The 20365-nt window shown below is 67.9% G+C and carries 20 protein-coding genes; 7 read left to right on the top strand and 13 right to left on the bottom strand.

Features of this window, described 5'->3' with window-relative positions; genetic code table 11:
- Positions 1 to 202: 202 nt before the first annotated feature.
- Together AB4Z48_RS04730 and AB4Z48_RS04725 are read right to left on the bottom strand one after the other, a co-directional pair.
- The gene (locus tag AB4Z48_RS04730; RefSeq protein WP_441612711.1) at positions 203 to 1171 is read right to left on the bottom strand and encodes a tripartite tricarboxylate transporter substrate binding protein BugE; all 969 of its coding nucleotides are present in this window, start codon (positions 1169 to 1171) and stop codon (positions 203 to 205) included.
- A gap of 144 nt (positions 1172 to 1315) precedes the next feature.
- Positions 1316 to 1942, bottom strand: coding sequence for a chalcone isomerase family protein (locus AB4Z48_RS04725; protein WP_441612710.1), 627 nt, complete (start codon positions 1940 to 1942; stop codon positions 1316 to 1318).
- Positions 1943 to 2110: 168 nt separating this feature from the next.
- Here AB4Z48_RS04725 and AB4Z48_RS04720 point away from each other — a divergent pair, with 168 nt between their 5' ends.
- On the top strand, positions 2111 to 3004 hold the full coding sequence (locus AB4Z48_RS04720; RefSeq protein WP_441612709.1) for an AEC family transporter: 894 nt from the start codon (positions 2111 to 2113) through the stop codon (positions 3002 to 3004).
- A gap of 5 nt (positions 3005 to 3009) precedes the next feature.
- On the opposite strand, the gene queG is transcribed toward AB4Z48_RS04720, so the two are convergent.
- Positions 3010 to 4203 (bottom strand): tRNA epoxyqueuosine(34) reductase QueG, encoded by a 1194-nt coding sequence (gene queG, locus AB4Z48_RS04715; protein WP_441612708.1) that lies wholly within the window; start codon positions 4201 to 4203, stop codon positions 3010 to 3012.
- Positions 4204 to 4219: 16 nt separating this feature from the next.
- Here queG and tsaE point away from each other — a divergent pair, with 16 nt between their 5' ends.
- Positions 4220 to 4732 (top strand): tRNA (adenosine(37)-N6)-threonylcarbamoyltransferase complex ATPase subunit type 1 TsaE, encoded by a 513-nt coding sequence (gene tsaE, locus AB4Z48_RS04710; protein WP_441612733.1) that lies wholly within the window; start codon positions 4220 to 4222, stop codon positions 4730 to 4732.
- On the top strand, positions 4726 to 6240 hold the full coding sequence (locus AB4Z48_RS04705) for an N-acetylmuramoyl-L-alanine amidase (protein WP_441612707.1): 1515 nt from the start codon (positions 4726 to 4728) through the stop codon (positions 6238 to 6240). The genes tsaE and AB4Z48_RS04705 overlap by 7 nt, the downstream gene beginning before the upstream one ends.
- A gap of 157 nt (positions 6241 to 6397) precedes the next feature.
- Here AB4Z48_RS04705 and AB4Z48_RS04700 read toward each other — a convergent pair whose 3' ends face one another.
- On the bottom strand, positions 6398 to 7420 hold the full coding sequence (locus AB4Z48_RS04700; RefSeq protein WP_441612706.1) for a bile acid:sodium symporter family protein: 1023 nt from the start codon (positions 7418 to 7420) through the stop codon (positions 6398 to 6400).
- 95 nt (positions 7421 to 7515) lie between these two features.
- Between AB4Z48_RS04700 and AB4Z48_RS04695 the strand changes: the two genes are divergently transcribed.
- Positions 7516 to 8421: a LysR family transcriptional regulator gene (locus AB4Z48_RS04695; RefSeq protein ID WP_441612705.1), complete on the top strand. Its 906-nt coding sequence runs from the start codon at positions 7516 to 7518 to the stop codon at positions 8419 to 8421.
- Positions 8422 to 8443: 22 nt separating this feature from the next.
- On the opposite strand, the gene AB4Z48_RS04690 is transcribed toward AB4Z48_RS04695, so the two are convergent.
- Positions 8444 to 9202, bottom strand: a complete 759-nt coding sequence (locus AB4Z48_RS04690; RefSeq protein ID WP_441612704.1) for a class I SAM-dependent methyltransferase — start codon at positions 9200 to 9202, stop codon at positions 8444 to 8446.
- A gap of 203 nt (positions 9203 to 9405) precedes the next feature.
- On the opposite strand from AB4Z48_RS04690, the gene AB4Z48_RS04685 reads away from it, so the two are divergent.
- Positions 9406 to 10248, top strand: coding sequence for a helix-turn-helix transcriptional regulator (locus AB4Z48_RS04685; RefSeq protein WP_441612703.1), 843 nt, complete (start codon positions 9406 to 9408; stop codon positions 10246 to 10248).
- Between the two features lie 2 nt (positions 10249 to 10250).
- Here AB4Z48_RS04685 and AB4Z48_RS04680 read toward each other — a convergent pair whose 3' ends face one another.
- The 7 genes from AB4Z48_RS04680 to AB4Z48_RS04650 form a co-directional block, all read right to left on the bottom strand.
- Positions 10251 to 11009, bottom strand: coding sequence for a 3-hydroxyacyl-CoA dehydrogenase (locus tag AB4Z48_RS04680; protein WP_441612702.1), 759 nt, complete (start codon positions 11007 to 11009; stop codon positions 10251 to 10253).
- A 213-nt stretch (positions 11010 to 11222) separates the two neighbouring features.
- Positions 11223 to 11888: an adenylate kinase gene (gene adk, locus AB4Z48_RS04675; RefSeq protein ID WP_441612701.1), complete on the bottom strand. Its 666-nt coding sequence runs from the start codon at positions 11886 to 11888 to the stop codon at positions 11223 to 11225.
- Between the two features lie 366 nt (positions 11889 to 12254).
- On the bottom strand, positions 12255 to 13064 hold the full coding sequence (kdsB, locus tag AB4Z48_RS04670) for a 3-deoxy-manno-octulosonate cytidylyltransferase (protein WP_441612700.1): 810 nt from the start codon (positions 13062 to 13064) through the stop codon (positions 12255 to 12257).
- A gap of 47 nt (positions 13065 to 13111) precedes the next feature.
- Positions 13112 to 13300, bottom strand: a complete 189-nt coding sequence (locus tag AB4Z48_RS04665) for a Trm112 family protein (RefSeq protein WP_441612699.1) — start codon at positions 13298 to 13300, stop codon at positions 13112 to 13114.
- Positions 13281 to 14390 (bottom strand): tetraacyldisaccharide 4'-kinase, encoded by a 1110-nt coding sequence (gene lpxK / locus AB4Z48_RS04660; protein ID WP_441612698.1) that lies wholly within the window; start codon positions 14388 to 14390, stop codon positions 13281 to 13283. The genes AB4Z48_RS04665 and lpxK overlap by 20 nt, the downstream gene beginning before the upstream one ends.
- A gap of 195 nt (positions 14391 to 14585) precedes the next feature.
- A complete protein-coding gene (locus tag AB4Z48_RS04655) occupies positions 14586 to 15014 on the bottom strand; it encodes an ExbD/TolR family protein (RefSeq protein ID WP_441612697.1) in 429 nt (142 codons plus the stop codon).
- Positions 15015 to 15030: 16 nt separating this feature from the next.
- Complete coding sequence (locus AB4Z48_RS04650; RefSeq protein ID WP_441612696.1) at positions 15031 to 15651, bottom strand: MotA/TolQ/ExbB proton channel family protein; 621 nt, start codon at positions 15649 to 15651, stop codon at positions 15031 to 15033.
- A 1046-nt stretch (positions 15652 to 16697) separates the two neighbouring features.
- Here AB4Z48_RS04650 and xseA point away from each other — a divergent pair.
- Together xseA and sodB are read left to right on the top strand one after the other, a co-directional pair.
- Complete coding sequence (xseA, locus tag AB4Z48_RS04645; RefSeq protein ID WP_441612695.1) at positions 16698 to 18083, top strand: exodeoxyribonuclease VII large subunit; 1386 nt, start codon at positions 16698 to 16700, stop codon at positions 18081 to 18083.
- Positions 18084 to 18244: 161 nt separating this feature from the next.
- Positions 18245 to 18826 carry a superoxide dismutase [Fe] gene (gene sodB / locus AB4Z48_RS04640; protein ID WP_441612694.1) on the top strand — a complete coding sequence of 194 codons (582 nt, stop codon included), beginning with the start codon at positions 18245 to 18247 and terminating at the stop codon, positions 18824 to 18826.
- Positions 18827 to 19000: 174 nt separating this feature from the next.
- On the opposite strand, the gene eno is transcribed toward sodB, so the two are convergent.
- On the bottom strand, positions 19001 to 20341 hold the full coding sequence (eno, locus tag AB4Z48_RS04635; RefSeq protein WP_441612693.1) for a phosphopyruvate hydratase: 1341 nt from the start codon (positions 20339 to 20341) through the stop codon (positions 19001 to 19003).
- Positions 20342 to 20365: the final 24 nt, after the last annotated feature.

The raw sequence follows: 20365 nt of genomic DNA, 5'->3' as shown, positions 1-20365 counted from the left end.
GGGATGCAGGGACGGAACGGATGGCCTTGCGGGCCATTCCGGATTCTAGTGCATGGCGCCGCCGCAATGAAAAAGGGCTTCCCTCGGGAAGCCCTTGCGTTGCCGGCAGGGATAGCCTGTCGCGTGTTGTCTCTCCTTCCCATTTCGTCGGAAATGGGCGCAAGACCTTCCACGGCGCAGGCTTGCCTGGCTTGCCTTGCGCTTACTGTTCGAGCTTGATGTTCTGCACCTTCACCAGGTTCTTCATCTTGTCGAACTCCTTCTTGATCTCGGCCGCGTGCTGCGCCGGCGTGTTGCCCGACGGCTCGGCGCCGGCGGCGCGCAGGCGCTGCTGGAAGTCCTTGTCCTGCAAGGCCTTGACGGCGGCGTCGTTGAGCTTCTTGATGACGTCGTCAGGCGTGCCGGCCGGGGCCACCAGGCCGTACCAGGCGGGGTCGTTCGGCTCCTTCAGTCCCATTTCGCCGAAGGTAGGCACATCGGGCAGCGAGTCCAGGCGCTTGTTCCACGCCACTACGATCGGGCGCAGCTTGCCGGCCTTGATATAGGGCATCGACGAGGGCAGGTTGTCCACCATGATCGGCACCTGGCCGGCCAGCACGTCGTTCAGCGCGGGACCCGCGCCGCGGTAGGGGATATGGACCATGAAGGTCTTGGTCGAGACCTTGAACTGCTCGCCCAGCATGTGGCCGAAGGCGCAGGTGCCCGAAGTGGCGAACGAGTATTTGCCCGGGTGCGCCTTGAGCGCGGCCAGGAACTCCTTGTAGTCCTTGGCAGGGAAGTTCGGGTTGACCGCGATCACATTGGCCACGTTGGCCAGGTTGGTGATGGGCTTGAAGTCCTTGATGGGGTCGTAGGACAGCTTGGGATTGCAGGCCGGGTTGACCGCCATCGTCGATACGGTGGAGATGCCGATGGTGTAGCCGTCCGGCGGCGACTTGGCGATGGCGTCCGCGCCGATCGAGCCGCCCCCGCCGGCGCGGTTCTCCACCACCACCGGCTGGCCCAGGATGCGGCTCATCTGGTCGGCCGCGCCGCGGCCCACGATATCGGTGGTGCCGCCCGGGGCGAACGGGATGATCAGGCGGATCGGCTTGGTCGGAAAGCTCTGTGCCTGCGCGACCGACGCGGCGACTGCCAGACTCAGGGCCAGTGCAATCTTGCTTGTGTGCATGAGATCGTGTTTCCCATCAAAGACCGGGCGGGGATATCCGCCCAAGGTGAAGAACGCCGGCCAGGCACCCGCGGTGGCGGGGCGGTGTGGCCGGCGGCGTGAGTTGTGGCGGCGGGCCGTGCGGCGTTGCCGGTCCGCCGGCGTTCAGCCGCCCAGGAGCCCGCGCTTGAGATCCCGGTCGACCGGATGGTCGCCCAGGAAGATGCGCAGCACGGCCTGGTAGAAGTCCTCGCCCGGAATTGCCCTGCCGCGTGGCGTGCCGTTGATGGCGACCACGGTGCCGCCGTCGGGCGAGAAGTCGAAGTCGATCACGTCGCCTTTGCGGGCGGTGCCCATCTGCTCCATGGTCTGGCGTAGCTGGAGCATGCGGTCCGACAGGCGCAGCACCTGCATCTCGCTGTGATTTTCGCGGATGCCCTGGTTGAGCGCCTTGAAGAATGCCTCCGACCTTACCTCGCGCAGCGGCCGGATCTGCAGCCGCTTGGGGCCGGGCACACCCAGCACCACGGTGGCGTTGCGGGCTTTCTCCGGCAGGTAGAGCGCGGCCACGTAGCCCTTGATGACAAAGCCAGAGCGCAGGCCGGTGCCGTTGAGCTGCAATTCCTTGCCGCCCACGCGGGTTGCGTCGTCGATGCGCATGCCCTCGATCTCGCCGGCGCGCGCGTGCGGCGCCGGCAGGGCCAGCGCCGCGCCTGCGCACAGGACGAGCGCCAGCTGGCTTGCGCGATGGCGCAGCAGGGCGCGCGCGGACGGGGTACGACGGGGCAACATGAGGCGTGGACGGTACGACGGAACGTGCCATATTGGGCGAATTCTGGAACAATACCAATTGGTATCTGCCCTAGTCGGCACATGACGATGCCATCCTTCCGTCCCTTCCCATGGCCGGAACCTGGCCGCCACCGGCGCGGCGGCCATCACGAAAAATAAAACGAGACAATGTCTTTTGCCTTGCTGCTGGTGCCGGATTTCAGCCTCATCCTGATTGGCTGGCTGCTGGTGCGCTACACGTCGTTCGACCGCGCGTTCTGGTCCGGCGTCGAACGCCTTGTGTACTTCGTCCTCTTCCCGGCGCTGCTGCTGCAGTCCACCAACAGCGCCAAGTTCGACTTTTCGTCGACTTCGGCCATGCTCGGGCTGGCCGTGATGACCACTGCCTTCGGCATGGCTGGCGGATACGCGGCCAAGTGGGCGCTGCGGCCCGCGCCGGTCGACTTCGCCTCCGGCCTGCAGACCGCCTTCCGCTTCAATTCCTATATCGGGCTGGCGCTGGCCGCGCGCCTGGGCGGCAGCGAGGGCCTGGCCATGATGGCGGTGATCGTCGGCTGCACGGTGCCGCTGTGCAATGTGGTGGCGGTCTGGGCCCTGGCCCGTCACGGCGAGGCGCGCGTGTGGCGCGAAATCGCGCGCAACCCGCTGATCCTGGCCACCGCGGGCGGCTTGCTGACCAACCTGCTGGGCCTGCATCCGCCGGAGGTACTGGCGACGACGCTGACGCGGCTGGGCTCGGCATCGACCGCGCTGGGGCTGATCACGGTGGGCGCCGGGCTGCAGATGCGCGGCGCCTCCGGCGCGGTCGGGCCGATGGCGTGGTGGAGCGGGGTCAAGCTGCTGGCAATGCCGTGCTTTGCGTGGGCGGTGGGGCGGATGCTCCCGCTGACGGAGCTGCAGTCGCAGATCGTGGTGCTGTTCGCTTCGCTGCCGACGGCGTCGAGCGCCTATATCCTGGCCGTGCGCATGGGCGGCAACGGGCCGATGGTGGCGGCCACCATCTCCGTGATGACCATCGCCGCCATCGTCACGACGCCGTTCTGGCTGTCGCTGGTCAGTTAGCCGGCTCAATCCGCGATGCAGGCCGGCGCGTCGGCGCCCACATCCTGCGCCAGCGCCCAGCCGATATGCTCGCGCACCAGCGGGCTGGCGTCGGCCTGGCGCGCGCCGAGCGCGGCGCGGATGCGCGCGGCGAGGGCGGCGTCGCCGGTCTCGCAGGCTGCGCGAAGGCTGTTGCCCAGGCCCACCGCCAGGTTGCGCAGCCAGCGCTCGTGGCCGATGCGGCGGATCGGGCTGCCTTCGAGTCGCTGGTTGAACTCCGTTTCCGTCCAGCCGAACAGCGTGACCATGTCGGGCGCCCCGAAGCCATTGCGCACGTCGAAGTCAGGCAGCGTCGCGCGGTGGGCAAACTTGTTCCAGGGACAGGCCAGCTGGCAATCGTCGCACCCGTACACGCGGTTGCCCATGGGGGCGCGCAGCGGCTCGGGGATGGCGCCCTTGTGCTCGATCGTCAGGTAGGAAATGCAGCGGCGCGCGTCGAGCCGGTACGGTTCGAGGATGGCCTGGGTCGGGCAGATGTCGATGCAGCGGCGGCAACTGCCGCAATGGGGCTCCAGCGGCTGGTCGGCGGGAAAGGGCACGTCGACCAGGATCTCGCCGAGGAAGAACATCGAGCCGCCGTCCCGGTCCAGCAGCAGCGTATGCTTGCCGCGCCAGCCCAGTCCGCCCTGCGTGGCCAGCGCCACCTCCATGACCGGCGCGGAGTCGGTAAAGACCCGGTAGCCGAACGGGCCGATGGCGGCTTCGATGCGGCTGGCGAGCTGCTGCAGGCGGTTGCGCAGCACCTTGTGGTAGTCCCGGCCGCGCGCATAGAGCGAGATCACCGCGGTGGCGGGATCGTCCAGCCGGGCCAGTTCGTGGCCGCGCCAGTCGGCTTCGCCGGAAGCCGGCAGGTAAGGCATGCGCGCCACGATGGCGCGTACCGTGCCGGGCACGAGTTCGGCTGGGCGGGCGCGCCGCAGGCCGTGGTTGGCCATATAATCCATGTCGCCGTGGTAGCCCTGTGCCAGCCACGCCATCAACCCCGCTTCCGCCCGGCTCAGGTCGACTTCGGCGATGCTGACCGCGTCGAAGCCCAGTTCCGCGCCCCACGTCCGGATCGAGCGCGCCAGCGCATCCAGCCGCGCGGCGTCCGCACGGGCGCCGCCGCTGGCGGGAGGAGGTTGGGTGGCGGCTGGCGCCTGGGTTGCACGGTCGATCATTCCCGAATTGTACGCAATGCCCTTGCTCGAAGAACGCACCTTGATCCTGCCAGACGAAGCCGCCACCGCGCGGCTGGGCGCGGCACTGGCCGGCGCGGCGCGCGCGTTGCCGCCGCAGACCGTGCACCTGCAGCTGTCGGGCGATCTTGGCGCGGGCAAGACCACGCTGTCGCGCGCGATCCTGCGCGCGCTCGGCCATCAGGGCAAGGTCCGCAGCCCCACCTACACGCTGTGCGAGCCGTACGCGGTCACGCGCGCGGATGGCTCGCCGCTGACCGTCTACCACTTCGACCTGTACCGTTTCGCCGATCCGGAGGAATGGGCCGATGCCGGGTTCCGCGACTGTTTCGCCGAACCCGCCGTCAACCTGGTCGAGTGGCCGGAGAAAGCCGGCCGGCTGCTCGGGGAACCCGACCTTCACTTGTTGCTCCAATCGGACACAAGCGACGCCGACGATGCTGCGGAGCGTCGGATGGTTACGCTTCGTGCCTATACTCAGACTGGACTTACCCTGCTTTGCGCATGCTGATCAAGCGACTCGCTACCGACCGTCCCGATGAATTGTTGCTGGCCCGCCGTAAATGGCTGGCGCAGTGTCTCAAGGCCGGCGCCGGCAGCGTGGTGCTGACGCTGGCGGGGCCTCAGATCGCCTTCGGCGCCGGCATCGTGGCCGTGCGCGTCTGGCCCGCCGAGGAATACACCCGCGTCACCATCGAGTCCGATGCGCCGCTGGCCGCCGTGCACCAGATGGTCCACGGCCCCGACCGCCTGGTGGTGGACATCGATGGCCTGGACCTGTCGCCTACGCTGCGCGAACTGGTGGCCAAGGTCACCTCCAATGACCCCTATATCCAGACCGTGCGCGTCGGGCAGAACCGCCCGCGCGTGGTGCGGCTGGTGTTCGACCTGAAGGAAGACGTCTCGCCGCAGGTGTTTACGCTGGCGCCGATCGGCAGCTACCGCAACCGCCTGGTGTTCGATCTCTACCCGGTCAACCCGCCCGATCCGCTGTGGAAGCTGGTGCGCGACACCGAGGACAAGCAGCGCCGCTTTGCCGCGACGCCGCCGCCGGCGGGCGCCGATGGTGTGTCCGGCGCGCCCGCCACGGGCGAGGAAGATGCCATCGGCGCGCTGGTGCGCAAGTTCGACGACAAGGGCGCCAATCCGGTGCCGGCCCTGCCGCCGATGGCGGCGAACCGGCCCAGGCCGCAGGCGCCCGCCACACCGCCCACGGCAGGCGCGCCGCCCGTGCCGCCGCTGGCGCAGAACAATGCGCCGCCCGCGCTGCCGGCCAACAATGCGCCGGCCGACCGGCCCTTCAAGATGCGCCGCCTGCTGACGGTGGCGATCGACCCGGGCCACGGCGGCGAAGACCCCGGCGCCACCGGCGCGTCCGGTTCGCGCGAGAAGGACGTGGTGCTGCAGATCGCGCACCGCCTGCGCGCCAAGATCGACGCGCAGCCCAATATGCGGGCCATGATGACGCGCGACGCCGATTTCTTCGTGCCGCTGAACGTGCGCGTGCAGAAGGCGCGCCGCGTGCAGGCCGACCTGTTCGTGTCGATCCACGCCGATGCCTTCCTGTCGCCGGAAGCCAAGGGGGCCTCCGTGTTCGCGCTGTCCGAGCGCGGCGCGTCGAGCAGCGCGGCACGCTGGATGGCCAACAAGGAGAACGCCTCCGATCTGATCGGCGGCGCCAACATGGGCAACAAGGATGCCCAGGTCGCGCGCGTGCTGCTGGACCTGTCCACCACCGCGCAGATCAACGACAGCCTGCAGGTGGGCAAGGCGGTGCTCGCGGAAATCGGCGGCATCAACAGGCTGCACAAGGGCAGCGTGGAGCAGGCGGGCTTTGCCGTGCTGAAGGCACCGGACATTCCCTCGATCCTGGTCGAGACCGCCTTCATCAGCAACCCCGAAGAGGAGCGCAAGCTCAACGACGAGAACCACCAGGAGCAGCTGGCCAACGCCATCCTGCGCGGCATCCGCAATTACTTCGCGCGCAATCCGCCTCTGTCGAAGAATCCGTCGGTGTAGGGCGGGGAGCCGCCGGAAGGCAGCCAGAAAGCAAAATGGCCGGCATCCGCCGGCCATTTTGCCTTGTGCGCGAAGACTCTTGTGCGCGAAGACTCTTGTGCGCGAAGACTCTTGTGCGCGAAGACTCTTGTGCGCGAAGACTCTTGTGCGCGAAGACTTACGCGCGTGCGGTGGCGCCATCGGGGAGCGCGTCGCGGTTGGCGTAGCGCGAGGCGATCACCGAGCAGACGATCAGCTGCAACTGGTGGTAGACCATCAGCGGCAGCACCAGCAGGCCCAGCGCCGGATGGCCGGCGAACAGGATCTTGGCCATCGGGATGCCGTTGGCCAGGCTCTTCTTGGAGCCGCAGAACACCGCGGTGATCTCGTCTTCCACCGAGAAGCCCAGGCGGCGCGCGGTGAAGGTGGTGGTGGCCAGGATCACCAGCAGCAGCACGGCGGCCAGGACCATCACCGCGCCGATGGTTTCCCAGTTGTACTTGCGCCACAGGCCGGCGGCGGTGGCGTCGCAGAACGAGGAATAGACGATCAGCACGATCACGCCGCGGTCGATCTTGTTGGTGACCTGCTTCTTCTTGGCCAGCCAGCTGGCGATCAGCGGGCGGGCCGCCTGGCCCAGTGCGAACGGCAGCAGCAGTTGCAGCGCCACGCCCATCAGCGCCTTGCCCAGCGGCATGGAGGCGCCGCTGGCGCTGATCACCAGGCCCATCAGCAGCGGGGTGGCGGCCATGCCGATCAGGCCGGAGATGGTGGCGTTGAAAATGGCGCCGGGCACGTTGCCGCGCGCCATCGATGTCATCGCCACCGAGGACGATACCGTCGACGGCAGCGCGCACAGGTAGAACACGCCCAGCAGCAGCTCGGCGGGCAGCATATGGCGCAGGCCGAACATCAGCGCCAGCCCGACCACCGGGAAGACGATATAGGTGAAGGTCTGCACGAACGCATGCAGGCGCCAGTGACGCGCGCCGGCCACCAGCTTGTCGCGCGACAGCGCCGCGCCGTGCAGGAAGAACACCAGCGCCACGCCCAGATTGGTGACAAGGCCCAGGTGCAGCGGACCGTCGCCGGTGCCGAGCTGGGGCGCCAGCAGCGCGATGCCGATGGCGGTGAGCATGATCAGGACGAAACCGTCGATCAGGTCGTAGATTTTCTTGAAGGGTGAGAGGATGGCGGACATGACAGCAGTGTTGGATAAGGGTTTCGCCTAGTATTGGACGCCACCGCAGCCTAGAATGCAAATTCATTTATCGCATTCATTGATCTCATAAACGCATGAATTACACATTGCGCCAGTTGCGGGTGTTCCTCGCCGTGGTCGGGCACGGCAGCTTCAGCCGTGCCGCTGATGCCGTGGGGCTGACCCAGCCCGCCGTCAGCCGGGGCGTGGCTGAGCTGGAAGAAGCACTTGGCGTGCGCTTGCTCGACCGGACCACGCGCGAAGTGGTGGTGACCGAGGCGGGCCAGGCGCTGGCGCCGGCCATCGAGCGCCTGCTAGGCCAGCTCGACGACACACTGGAAGAAACACGCCAGCTGGGGGAGCGCTATCGCGGGCGGGTCGTGATTGCCAGCGCACCCACGATCTCGGCGCGCCTGATGCCGCTTTACGTCTCCGCCTGCGCGCGCCAGTACCCGGACATCCGCCTGAGCGTGCGCGATAACGTGCAGGCCGACGGGCTCGAGCAGATCCGTGCCGGCGCGGTGGATTTCGGCGTGCTGATCGACCCGCTGGCGCGCGAGGGGCTGACCATCGCGCCGCTGGCCACCGACCCGTTCTGCTTCGTCTGCCGGCGCGACCATCCGCTGGCCAGCGCGGAGTCGGTGCCCTGGAGCGCGCTGGACGGCATGCCGCTGGTCCTGCTGGATTTCGCCTCGGGCAGCCGGCCGCTGATCGACCGCATCTTCGCCAGCCACGGCGTGGCGCCGAGCGTGGTGCAGGAGCTGGGGCATTCGGCCAGCGTGTTCGGCATGGTCGAGGCCGGCATCGGCGCCTCGGTGCTGCCGTCGTTCTCGCTGCCGCTGCCGGCGGCGTCGCCGCTGGTGTGGCGCCCGCTCACGCCGCGCGAGGAGCGGCGCATCGTCATGGTGTGCCGCGAGGACCGCTCGCTGTCGCCCTCCGCGGCGGCGGTCTGGCAGATGGTGCAGAGCCTGCCGCTGCCGGCCGAGCCCGCCATGCCGTAGGCTGGTTGGGCCCGGCCGGCGTTCAGGCGCGCGTCGCCGTCACCATCACGGCCTCCAGCGCAAAACTGCCGTCAGCCTGCACAAGATAGTGGTCGCGGACTTCCGCCGGCGCCAGCTGCCACAGGTGCCGGATGGCCGCCACCGCCACCTCGGGCGTGCGCATGCGCTGCACCCAGCTGGCGAATTCCAGTTCGATCCGCCACACCGGCGACACGCTGGCCGCGAAGCCGGCGGTCGCCAGCATCGCCAGCCAGGCGCGGCCGGTGTAGTCGCGGATATGGGAAGGATCGCGCAACAGTTCCACCGACTGCAGCCAGGTGTCGAGCAAGGGATCCTCGGCGCCGGCGATATCGATCAGCACGACCCTGCCGCCGGGCTTGAGCACCCGGTGCATCTCGGCCAGCGCCGCCGGCACGTCGCGCCAGTGGTGGGCGCTCATGCGCGAGATCACGGCGTCGAAGCTGGCATCCTCGAACGGCAGCGATTCCGCCGCACCCTGGCGCGTGACGATATTGCCCAGGCCCTTGTCGCGCGCGGCGGCTTCCACCACCGCCAGCATCTCGGCCGAGAGATCGTAAGCCGTCACTTCGGCGGCGGCGCCCGCCGCGGCAAAGCTGGCGTGGCCGGCGCCACAACCCAGGTCGAGCACGCGCGCCGCGGGGATGTCCGCCAGCGCCCGCGCCAGCTGCTGCAGGTCCGCGCCCTGGGCGTGGACCGCGCTGGTGAGGTAGGCGCTGGCGGTCGCGCCGAACTGGGCGGCGACAAGGTCTTGTTGTTGCATGGGGTTCTCCTGGCGGCGCTGGCCGCTGGTGGGTTCTGGTGACCGGGGACCGGGAATCTGGAGGCCACCCGGCGGGACTTGCCCTTCAGGTGGCTTCGACGTACTGTAGCAGGCTGTTTTCCCGGTACAAGTCACCGATTTATCCTGGTATAAAACGCACCAGCTTCTACTGGATACCGACCAGGGCCTGCCCCGACGACCTGATGAACGACACCACGCCACTTGCAGAAGCCGCTGCCCCGAATGACGCCGCCAGTGAGCGCGAGCTAACCCGCGAAGCCGTGCTCGGGCGTTTCCTGCGTGCGCACCGCGAGCGGCTGGCACCGTCCGAAGTCGGCCTGGCCCCGGGCCGGCGGCGGCGCACGCCGGGCTTGCGCAGGGAAGAGCTGGCGCAACTGGCGGGGCTGAGCGCCACCTGGGTGACATGGCTGGAGCAGGGGCGCCCGGTAGCGCTGTCCGCGCGTGCGCTGGACGGCCTGGCGGGCGCGCTGCGGCTGTCGCGTGCCGAACGTGCCTATCTGTTCGAGCTGGCCGGCCGCCGCGACCCGATGCAGGCACAGGACACGCACGTGCCGGCGACCGTGATGGCGAGCGTGGAAGCGATCAGCGGCCCGGCCTACCTGCTGGACCGGCAGTGGAACGCACTGGTGTGGAATGCCGCGGCGGCGGACCTGTTCGTGGGATGGCTGGACGACGCCAGCAGTGAGCGCAACCTGTTGCGCAGCATGTTCCTGTCGCCGGGGCTGCAGGCGCTGGTGGAAGACTGGCCGCACCGGGCGGCCCGGCTGGTGGCGGAATTCCGCGCCCACAGCATCCGCCATGCCGAAGATCCACCCACGCGGGCGCTGGTCGAGGGCCTGCTGGCCGAAAGCCCGGCCTTTCGCGCGGACTGGGTCTCGCAGGATGTGGAGGAGCGGCAGGGCGGCCGCCGCGGTTTCCTCCATCCGCGGCGCGGCTTGCTGCATTTCGAGCAGCTCACGCTGGTGCCGGCCGCCGCGCCGGGATTGACGCTAGTGATGCTGATGCCGGCGCACAGCGCCGGCTGAACTTACTTCGGCTGCATGCGGATGGCGCCGTCGAGCCGGATCACCTCGCCGTTGAGCATGGTGTTGCCGAGGATGGCGCCGACCATCTTGGCGTACTCGGCCGGGCGGCCCAGGCGCGGCGGGAACGGTACCATCTTGCCGAGCGCGTCCTGCACTTCCTGCGGCATGCCCAGCAGCATCGGCGTCTCGAAGAGGCCGGGCGCGATGGTCATGCAGCGCACGCCGTCGCGCGACAGGTCGCGCGCGATGGCCAGGGTCATGGCCACCACGCCGCCCTTGGAGGCGGCGTAGGCGGCCTGGCCGATCTGGCCGTCGAAGGCCGCCACCGAGGCGGTATTGACGATCACGCCGCGCTCGCCTTCGGCGTCGGGCGTGTTCTGCACCATGGCCGCGGCAGCCAGCCGGATCATGTTGAAGGTGCCGATCAGGTTGACGCGGATGGTCTTGTCGAAGGCGTCGAGCGGGTGGGGGCCGTTCTTGCCGACCGTCTTGTTGGCGGTGGCGATGCCGGCGCAGTTGACCAGCCCGGCCAGGCGGCCGAGCGCGGTGGCGGCGGCCACCACGGCCTGTCCATCGGCCTCGCTGGTGACGTCGCAGCGCACGAAGCGCCCGCCAAGCTCGGTGGCCAGCGCCGCGCCGGCGGCTTCGTTGAGGTCGGCGATCACGACCTTGCCGCCGGCCGCGGCCAGCATGCGGGCGCTGCCTTCGCCCAGGCCCGACGCGCCGCCGGTGACGATGAATACGTTGTCGCGGATTTCCATGCCTGTCTCTCTCCTTCGATCTCGGGGTTCGGAATTTGCAATGCCGTTGGATCGGCATGTTGGCATAACGTTTACGTAAACGTCAATCGAGAGTCAGCGATGGTCGTCCCGCCGGCATCGCCGGCATCGCCCGCACGCCGGCGCCGCAAATGAAAAAGGCAGCCCGAAGGCTGCCTTTTCCCGGTGGCGCGGCGCGGGCGCCGCTGCTGCCGCTTACTTCAGTGCGTCGAACACGCGCGCGGTGATGTCGTCCACGCTGCCCACGCCCGCGATCTTGCGATACTGCGGCGGCGCGACCTTGGCGGTGCCATCGCCCTCGGCGGCCCACTTGGAGTAGTAGTCCACCAGCGGACGGGTCTGCTGCGAGTAGACGTCCAGGCGTTTCTTGACGGTCTCTTCCTTGTCGTCGTCGCGCTGGATCAGCGGCTCGCCGGTGACATCGTCGAGGCCTTCGGCCTTGGGCGGGTTGTACTTGACGTGATAGGTACGGCCCGAGGCTACGTGTGCCCGGCGGCCGCTCATGCGCTCGATGATGGCGTCGAACGGCACGTCGATCTCCAGCACGTAGTCGATCGCCACGCCCGCTTCCTTCATGGCTTCGGCCTGGGGAATGGTGCGCGGGAAACCGTCGAACAGGTAGCCACCCTTGCAGTCGGCCGCCTGCAGGCGATCCCTGACCAGGCCGATGATGATGTCGTCAGACACCAGGCCACCTGCGTCCATCACCTTCTTGGCTGCCACGCCGAGCGGCGTGCCTGCCTTCACCGCCGCGCGCAGCATGTCGCCGGTGGAGATTTGCGGGATGCCGAACTTCTCGCAGATGAACTGGGCTTGCGTGCCTTTGCCGGCGCCGGGCGCGCCCAACAGGATCAAACGCATTTACGGGTCCTCAGAGTTTTGAATCTGGTAAGGCGGGGGATAGAAGGAGGGTAACGCCGAAACTTGACGCGAGGCTTACCGCGCCGCAAGTGCGGCACGCCTCGGATCGGAGTCTGGTCTGTTGACGGCCGGTACGCTGTTGGCCGCTACCGATGGCGGCGGACGGGTACCGGACGGGCTCGCTCTTTCATCTCCCACCGAGCCTTGGCCGGGCGCCTGGCGCCCGACGGCTCTGTATCGTCGAGCATTATGCCATGAGGCGGCGCGAAAACGGCCTGCAGCCGTGGTGAGAACTGTCATGACACTTGTGCCGGTGATGCCGTGCCGGTATCGGCGGCGGGCGGTCCGGCCCGCTCGGATGTGACTTCAGGGACCTTCCTGCGCCATCGACTGTGCCCACAGCGCGCGCACGCGCTCCAGGTCGGCCTGCGTATCGACACCCGGCGCGGGCGCGGCGGCGGTCTGCAGCACGCCGATGCGCTCGCCATGCCACATCGCGCGCAGCTGCTCGAGCGCCTCGGCCTGTTCCAGCGGCGCCGCCGCCAGCGTGGGGAAGCGCCGCAGGAAGCCGGCGCGGTAGGCGTACAGGCCGATGTGACGCAGCACCGGCATGCCCGGCAGCGCCACCTGGGCCGTGGCGGCGGCCTGCGCGGGGACACCGGCCCAGGCATCGCGCGCCCAGGGAATCGGCGCCCGCGAGAAATACAGCGCGCGTCCGGCGGCGTCGCACACCACCTTCACCACATTGGGATTGAAGACTTCGGCAATCTCGCCGATCGGATGGGCGGCGGTGGCGATGGCGCAATCGGCATGGTGCGCCAGGTGCAGCGCCACTTCGTCGATCAGGCCCGGCTCGATCAGCGGCTCGTCGCCTTGCACGTTGACCACGATGGCGTCATCGGCCAGGCCCAGCAGCGTGGCCACTTCGGCCAGGCGGTCGGTGCCGGACGGATGGTCGGAGCGTGTCAGCAAGGCCTCGATGCCATGCGCGGCGCAGGCGGCCGCCACTTCAGGCGCATCGGTGGCCACCACCGTACGCGCGGCGGAGCTCGCGTGGGCGCGTTCGGCCACGCGTACGATCATGGGCCTGCCGCCGATATCGGCCAGCGGCTTGTTGGGCAGCCGGGTCGAGGCCAGGCGGGCCGGAATGACGACAGTGAAGGCGGGCAGGGACATGGCGCGTGCTTGGCGTGCTTGGATGGCGTTCGATGGGCGTTCGATGCTTATTCGGGCGAGACCAGCCGGCCCGGCACGGTCTGGCGGGCCTCGTCGGCCAGCATCACGGGAATGCCGTCGCGGATCGGGTAGGCCAGCTTGTCGACCTGGCAGATCAGCTCCTGGGCGGCGCGGTCGTGTTCCAGCTTGCTCTTGCAGAGCGGGCAGACCAGGATTTCAAGCAGCCGGTTGTCCATCTCGTGTTTCCTTGGTGTGGCCTGCGGCGGCCGCTGCACCTGCCGCGCCGGAGGCGGACTGGGCATGCGCGGCGACAGCGCGGCGAATTTTGTCGATCAGGCCCGCGTCGATCACGGGCGTGGTGGGAACGACCCAGATCCGCGGATCGAGCGGGTCGCTGAGGCGCTCGCATTTTACGGCATCCTTCTCCGTGATCAGGATGGCGTCAGCCGCGCGCGCGACGGGATCGTCGGCGAAAGGGTCCTCGGCGAAGTCGTAATGGTCCGGCAGCGGCATGGTGTCCGGCTGCAGGCCGGCCGCGCGCAGGCTGGCGAAGAAGCGCTCCGGGTTGCCGATGCCGGCCGCGGCCAGCACGCGCTGCCCGGCGAACGCGGACAGCGGACGCGCCATGGTCGGGTCGGCCAGCTGCCAGGCTTCGTCCAGCTCCAGGCGCATGCCGTAGACCTCTGGCCGGGCCGGGCTGGCACGGAATTCCGGGTCATTGATCAGGGTGGCGTCGCGACGGCGCGACAGCGGCTCGCGCAGCGGGCCCGCCGGCAACAGGAAGCCGTTGCCGCCCATGCGCGCGTCGAACATCACGATCTCGAAGTCGCGCTGCAGCCGGTAGTGCTGCAGGCCGTCGTCGAGCAGCAGCACATTGACGCCGGGATGGGACACCAGCATGGTCTGGGCGCATAGCGCGCGGTCCGGGAAGACCCATACCGGCACATCGGCGGCGCGCGCGATCAGCAGCGGCTCGTCGCCGACGTCCTTGGCCTGCGAGGTCGGCTTGACCCGGCGCGGATGCCTGAGCTTGACGCCGTAGCCGCGCGAGACCACGCCCGGGCGCAGGCCGGCCTCAGCCAGCGCATGGGCCAGGGCGATCACGGCGGGGGTCTTGCCGGTGCCGCCCACCGTGACATTGCCGACCACCACCACCGGCATGGGCAGTCGCGTGGAGCGGTACCAGCCGCGCCGGTAGGCCAGGCGGCGCCAGCCGCTGACCAGGCCGAACACCCACGACAGGGGCAGCATCAGCCAGGCGAACCAGCCACGGCGCTGCCACTGGGCGGTCACGAAGTCGGCTAGGGCGTGGCGGGGAGCGGGCATGTGGCGTCGGGAAAGGACGGGCGGTAACGGTGAAAGGGGGGGCGCGAAAGAGAGCGCGGCATAACGCGGCACTCCGGGCGGGCCGCGGCGCGCAGCGTGTCGCGCCCGGCTTATCCAACCATTATGGGCACCTTGAGGCGCCCACGGCAAGGCCGGGGTTTGCCGGCCTTCGCGCAGCGCCGGCCCGGCGCCGGCTCAGCGCGCCTGCGAACTCTGCGTGGCGAAGGTCAGGCGCGACAGGCCGGCCAGGCGCGCGGCTTCCATGACATTGATCACCGACTGGTGGCTGGCCTGCGCGTCGRCATTGACGATCAGCACGGGCGGCTGGCCGCTGCCGGTACCTGCCACCTCGCGCAGGCGCGCGGCGAGGCTGGTCACGTCCTGCTGGTCCATGACCTGCTTGTTGATGGCGTAGACGCCCTTGGCCGATACCGTCACCACGATCTCGCCCGGGCGCTGCTGGGCCTTCTCGGCATCCGCGGTGGGCAACTGGACCTGGAGTTCGGTGTAGCGCGAATAGGTGGTCGTGATCATCAGGAAGATCAGGATCACGAGCAGGACGTCGATCAGCGGGATCAGGTTGATCTCGGGTTCTTCGCGCCTCTGGCGGGAACGGAAGTGCATGGCGGTCAGTAGCGCATTAGGCCCGGCGCTGCGGCAGGATGGCATCCAGGAACGCCGTGGCGCGGAATTCCAGCTCGGCCACGTAGTCGTCCACGCGGCGGCGGAAATAGCGCCAGAAGATCAGCGCGGGAATCGCGATGATCAGGCCGAAGGCGGTGTTGTAGAGCGCCACCGAGATGCCGTGCGCGAGCTGTTCTGGGCTGGCGCCGGAGCCGCCCTGGCTGCCAAAGATCTCGATCATGCCGATCACGGTGCCCAGCAGGCCCATCAGCGGCGCCACCGAGGCGATGGTGCCGAGCGCATTCAGGTAGCGCTCCAGCTCGTGCGCTACCGCGCGGCCGGCTTCTTCCACCACTTCCTTGGCAGCGTCGCGCGAGGTATGGGGCTGCAGCACGACGTGGCGCAGGCCCGCCGCCAGCACGCGGCCCAGTGGCGAATTCTGTTCGAGCGTGCTTACCACCTCGGGCGTGGCGCGGCGCTGGTGCGCCACCGTCAGCGCCTCCTCATACAGCCTGGGCGGCAGCACCTTGCTGCGCTTGAGGCTGAGGAACCGTTCGACGACCAGCGCCAGGGCGATGACCGAGGCGATCAACAAGGGCCAGATCGGCCAGCCGGCCGCTTGAATGATGGAAAACACGTGGAACCCCGAAATTCGACGGCTTGTTTGCAGGCCAGCCGCTGCAGCCGTACGCGCGCTGGCTCTGTTGGAAAAAATCAGGCGCCACTCTAACCCGCGGCGGCGTGGCGCGGCAAGACGCTGGACCGTGGTGTATCGGCGGCGCATCGCCGCAGCCTGGCGTCGCCCGGCGGGATGTCCACATCCAGGCGGGACAGTGCTGTGGATGGATTGTGGACAGCTGCCTGACAAGCCTGTCAGGTTATTGATTCAAAAGGAAAAATCCCTGGCAGCCTAAAAAACAGGCAGCCAGGTTGTGATGCGGACCTCCTTCCACGAGATGGAAACCGGCGGCGGTGGGGTTTACGGATGTCCACATAAAAGCAGGACAGGATTGTGGACCGGTTGTGGACAGCTGCCTGGAAACGACCCTAAGTCATTGAATGGAAAACCTATTTTATGTGCTGCTCAAATAATGTGCAGTGGGGGCCAGACAGGGCGGATAAGGGTCGTCGCGGGCACGAATCGCAAAAAAATCACCCATGTCTCTCATTTTCCACATTCGGCCGGGACAGGCTTGTGGACGGGTTGTGGAAAACTGGCTGGAAAACAGGATAAGTCATTGATTACAAATAAAACTAACTTTCCTGATTAAAAATTGGGCAGGGGGCGAAAAGCCTGCGGTTTCGTGACAGATTCGTGTCGGGCGACGTTTGTGATGCCGGGAGCCTTTTCCACGGCGACGCGACTGCTTTTCCGGATTGCCCACAGGCGCGTGGCCCCCGGCGGCAAAGTAATCCACAGGCAGGAGCCACACATTCAGGTTGTCCAGAGTTCCTGTGGATAACTTTGTGAACAAGCCGGGGGTGCAGCCGGTAAGTCGTTGACGCATAAGGGGTTTGCTTACATTGCCTAAAAAATAAGACGGAAGAAACCACATAAGAATCAAAGGCTTGTGTCAAGTCATGCGGCTTTGCGGGTCGCAGGGCCTCCTTGCACCAAGAGGCTTGACAGACCGGTTATGCTGTGGACATGTCAATTCCACGCCGCTTGCGCGGCCGCGCCGCATGCCCGAACCGCTGAACTTTTCGCGTGAATCACAGCCCATGGCACCCGGTGGCGGGCGCGAAGCCATTCCCGTCGGCGAGCTCAACCATGCCATCGCGCAGGTGCTCGAGCGCAACTTTCCGCTGACCTGGGTAAGGGGCGAAATCTCCAATTTCACGCGTGCTGCGAGCGGGCACTGGTACTTTTCGCTCAAGGACGCGCGCGCCCAGATCCGCTGCGTGATGTTCCGGGGGCGCAATCAGCATGTGGACTTTGCGCCGCGCGAAGGCGAGGCGGTGGAAGTGCGCGCGCTGGTGTCGATGTACGAGGCACGCGGCGAACTCCAGCTCGGCGTGGAGGCCATGCGCCGCGCCGGCATCGGCAATCTGTACGAAGCGTTCCTGCGCCTGAAGGAAAAGCTCTCGCAGGCCGGGCTGTTCGCGCCGGAACGCAAGCGTGCCGTGCCCGCCCACCCGCGCACCATCGGCGTGGTCACTTCGCTGCAGGCGGCGGCACTGCGCGACGTGCTCAGCACGTTGCGCCGGCGCGCGCCGCACGTGCCGGTGGTGGTCTATCCGGTGCCGGTGCAAGGCGCGGGCGCCGCCGACAAGATCGCCTCGATGATCGATCTGGCCAGCGCGCGCAATGAGTGCGATGTGCTGATCCTGTGCCGTGGCGGCGGCAGCATCGAAGACCTGTGGTCGTTCAACGAGGAAAGCGTGGCGCAGGCCATCGCGCGCTGCGCCGTGCCGCTGGTGTCGGGTGTCGGCCATGAGACCGATTTCACCATTGCCGATTTCGTGGCCGATGTGCGCGCCCCCACCCCCACCGGTGCCGCCGAGCTGGTCAGCCCGGACCGGGCCCACATGCTGATGCAGGCCATGCGCGCACGCCACGCACTGGCCCAGTGCATGCAGCGCCAGCTCGACCGCCGCGCCCAGAACCTGGACTGGCTGGCGCGCCGCCTGCGCAGCCCCCAGGCGCAACTGCAGGAGCGCCGCTCGCAGGTCGACAACCTCATGCGGCACCTGCGCAGTGCGCTGCGCGATACCGTGGCTGCCCAGCGTCACCGGCAGCAGGTGCTGGCCATGCGCTGGGCCGCCGGTCGCCCCGATCTGGCGCTGGCCCAGGCGGAGCTGCGCCGTGCCGCGCTGCGCATGCGCGACGCCACCCAGCGCCAGCACGAGCGCGCCGGCCAACGCTGGCAGCGCGCCGCCGGCGCGCTGGAGCTGCTGGCGCCGCAACGCACGCTGGAACGCGGCTACGCCGTGCTCATCGACCAGCGCGGGCGCGCGCTGCGCTCACCGTCCGAGCTGCGCGCCGGCAGCACCATCGAAGTCCACCTGGCCGAGGGCGTGGCCGACGCCGCCATCGCCAGCGTGCAGCCGCGGCTGGCAGATCTGTAGGCGCGCCGCGGGCGTCGGCGAGGCACCGACAGCAAGCGCATATCGATGAACCTAATATGATCGAGGGGGCTTTGTTTTCCGCGTTTGCGCGGGTCTGGCAAGTCCCCTACAATCGACAATTCCTGAGAATTACTGATCTTCAACCCCACAGAGACAGAACAATGGAACATACTCTCCCCCCGCTGCCCTACGCGCATGATGCGCTCGCTCCGCACATCTCCAAGGAGACCCTGGAGTTCCACCATGACAAGCACCACCAGACCTACGTCACCAACCTGAACAACCTGATCAAGGGCACCGAGTTCGAGAACTCGTCCCTCGAGGAAATCGTCAAGAAGTCCTCCGGCGGCATCTTCAACAACGCCGCGCAGGTGTGGAACCACACCTTCTACTGGGACTCGCTCAAGCCCAACGGCGGCGGCCAGCCGACCGGCGCACTGGCCGATGCCATCAACGCCAAGTTCGGCTCGTTCGACAAGTTCAAGGAAGAGTTCACCAAGACCGCAGTCGGCACCTTCGGTTCGGGCTGGGCCTGGCTGGTGAAGAAGGCCGACGGTTCGCTGGACCTGGTCTCGACCTCCAACGCTGCCACGCCGCTGACCACCGACGCCAAGCCGCTGCTGACCTGCGACGTGTGGGAACACGCTTACTACATCGACTACCGCAATGCCCGTCCGAAGTACGTCGAGGCATTCTGGAACGTCGTGAACTGGGACTTCGCCGGCCAGAATTTCGCTGGCTGAGCGCGCGTTTGCGCGTGACTGCGGTGCGACAAGGCAATCCGGCAAGCGGCGAGACCGTTTGCCAGAAGCCGGACTAGACGGCGCGCCGCAGTCTGAAGCCTGGCGCAGGTAGTACAAGGAAGAGGGCCCTCCATTGCGAGGGCCTTCTTTTTGCCCGCCGTCGACGATGGCCGGCTACGGCCTCCCGGCGGCCCGCTGCTGCGGCCTGGCGGCGGCAGCGCTCGCGCAGGCCGCGCTGACTGTGCTGAATGCGTTCCGTCCCGCGTAGCTCGCCAGCTCGCCGAGCTCCGCCTCGATGCGCAGAATCCGGTTGTACTTCGCCACCCGGTCCGACCGGCAGAGCGAGCCGGTCTTGATCTGCGTTGCCGACGTTCCCACGGCAATGTCGGCAATGGTGGTGTCTTCCGTTTCCCCCGAGCGGTGGGATACCACCGCCGTGTATCCGGCTGCCGTCGCCATCGAGATCGCCGCGAGCGTTTCGGTCAGCGTGCCAATCTGATTGGGCTTGATCAGGATGGAGTTGGCAATGCCCTCGCGGATCCCGCGCTCCAGGGTAGCGGTGCTGGTGACGAACAGGTCGTCGCCCACCAGTTGCAGGCGCTGGCCCAGCGCCTGCGTCAGCAGCTTCCAGCCGGCCCAATCGTCCTCGGCCATACCGTCTTCGATGGTGACGATGGGATAGGCCTTCGCCAGCGAGCCCAGGTAGTCGCAAAAGCCCGCCGCGTCGAAATGCTTGCCTTCGGATGCCAGGCTGTAGACGCCATTCTCGTACAGCTCCGAACTGGCCACATCCAGGCCGAGCACGATATCCGTTCCCGCGCGATAGCCGGCGAGATCGATGGCGGCGAGGATGGCCTCGAGCGCGGCTTCGTTCGATGGCAGGTCCGGCGCGAATCCGCCTTCGTCGCCCACTGCCGTGGCAAGCCCGCGCTTGCGCAGCACGCTTTTGAGCGCGTGGAATACTTCGGCCCCCCACTGCACGGCCTGTGCGAACGAGACGGCACCTACCGGCAGGATCATGAACTCCTGGATGTCGACGTTGTTGTCGGCATGGGCGCCGCCGTTGATGACGTTCATCATCGGCACCGGCAGGACAAAGCGTGCCGGGTTGCCGAAGCGCCGGTACTGCGGCACGCCCTCGGACGCCGCCGCGGCGCGCGCGGTGGCCAGCGACACGGCGAGCAGCGCGTTGGCGCCCAGCCGCGATTTGGCCGGCGTGTCGTCGGCCTGCAGCAGCAGGCCGTCCACCGCGGACTGGTCGGCGGCGTCGCACCCGACCAGCATGGCGCTCAGTTCGTGGTTGACGTGCGCCACGGCGCGCAGCACGCCCTTGCCGCCGTAGCGGGCCGGGTCATTGTCGCGCAGCTCCAGCGCTTCGCGGCTGCCGGTGGATGCGCCGGAAGGGGAGGCGGCGTAGCCGCAAGCGCCGTCGGACAGCGTGACCTCTGCGGCCACGGTGGGGTTGCCGCGGGAGTCGAGAACCTCGAAGCCGCGGATCGAACGAATAGCAGTCATGGTGTCGCCCTTGTTTCAGTGAAG

This window comes from Cupriavidus sp. 2TAF22 (genome assembly GCF_052115045.1).
In the GTDB taxonomy this organism is placed as follows: domain Bacteria; phylum Pseudomonadota; class Gammaproteobacteria; order Burkholderiales; family Burkholderiaceae; genus Cupriavidus.
The sequence above is the reverse complement of the archived record's forward strand: the minus strand, read 5'-3'. Positions and strand labels throughout refer to the sequence as shown.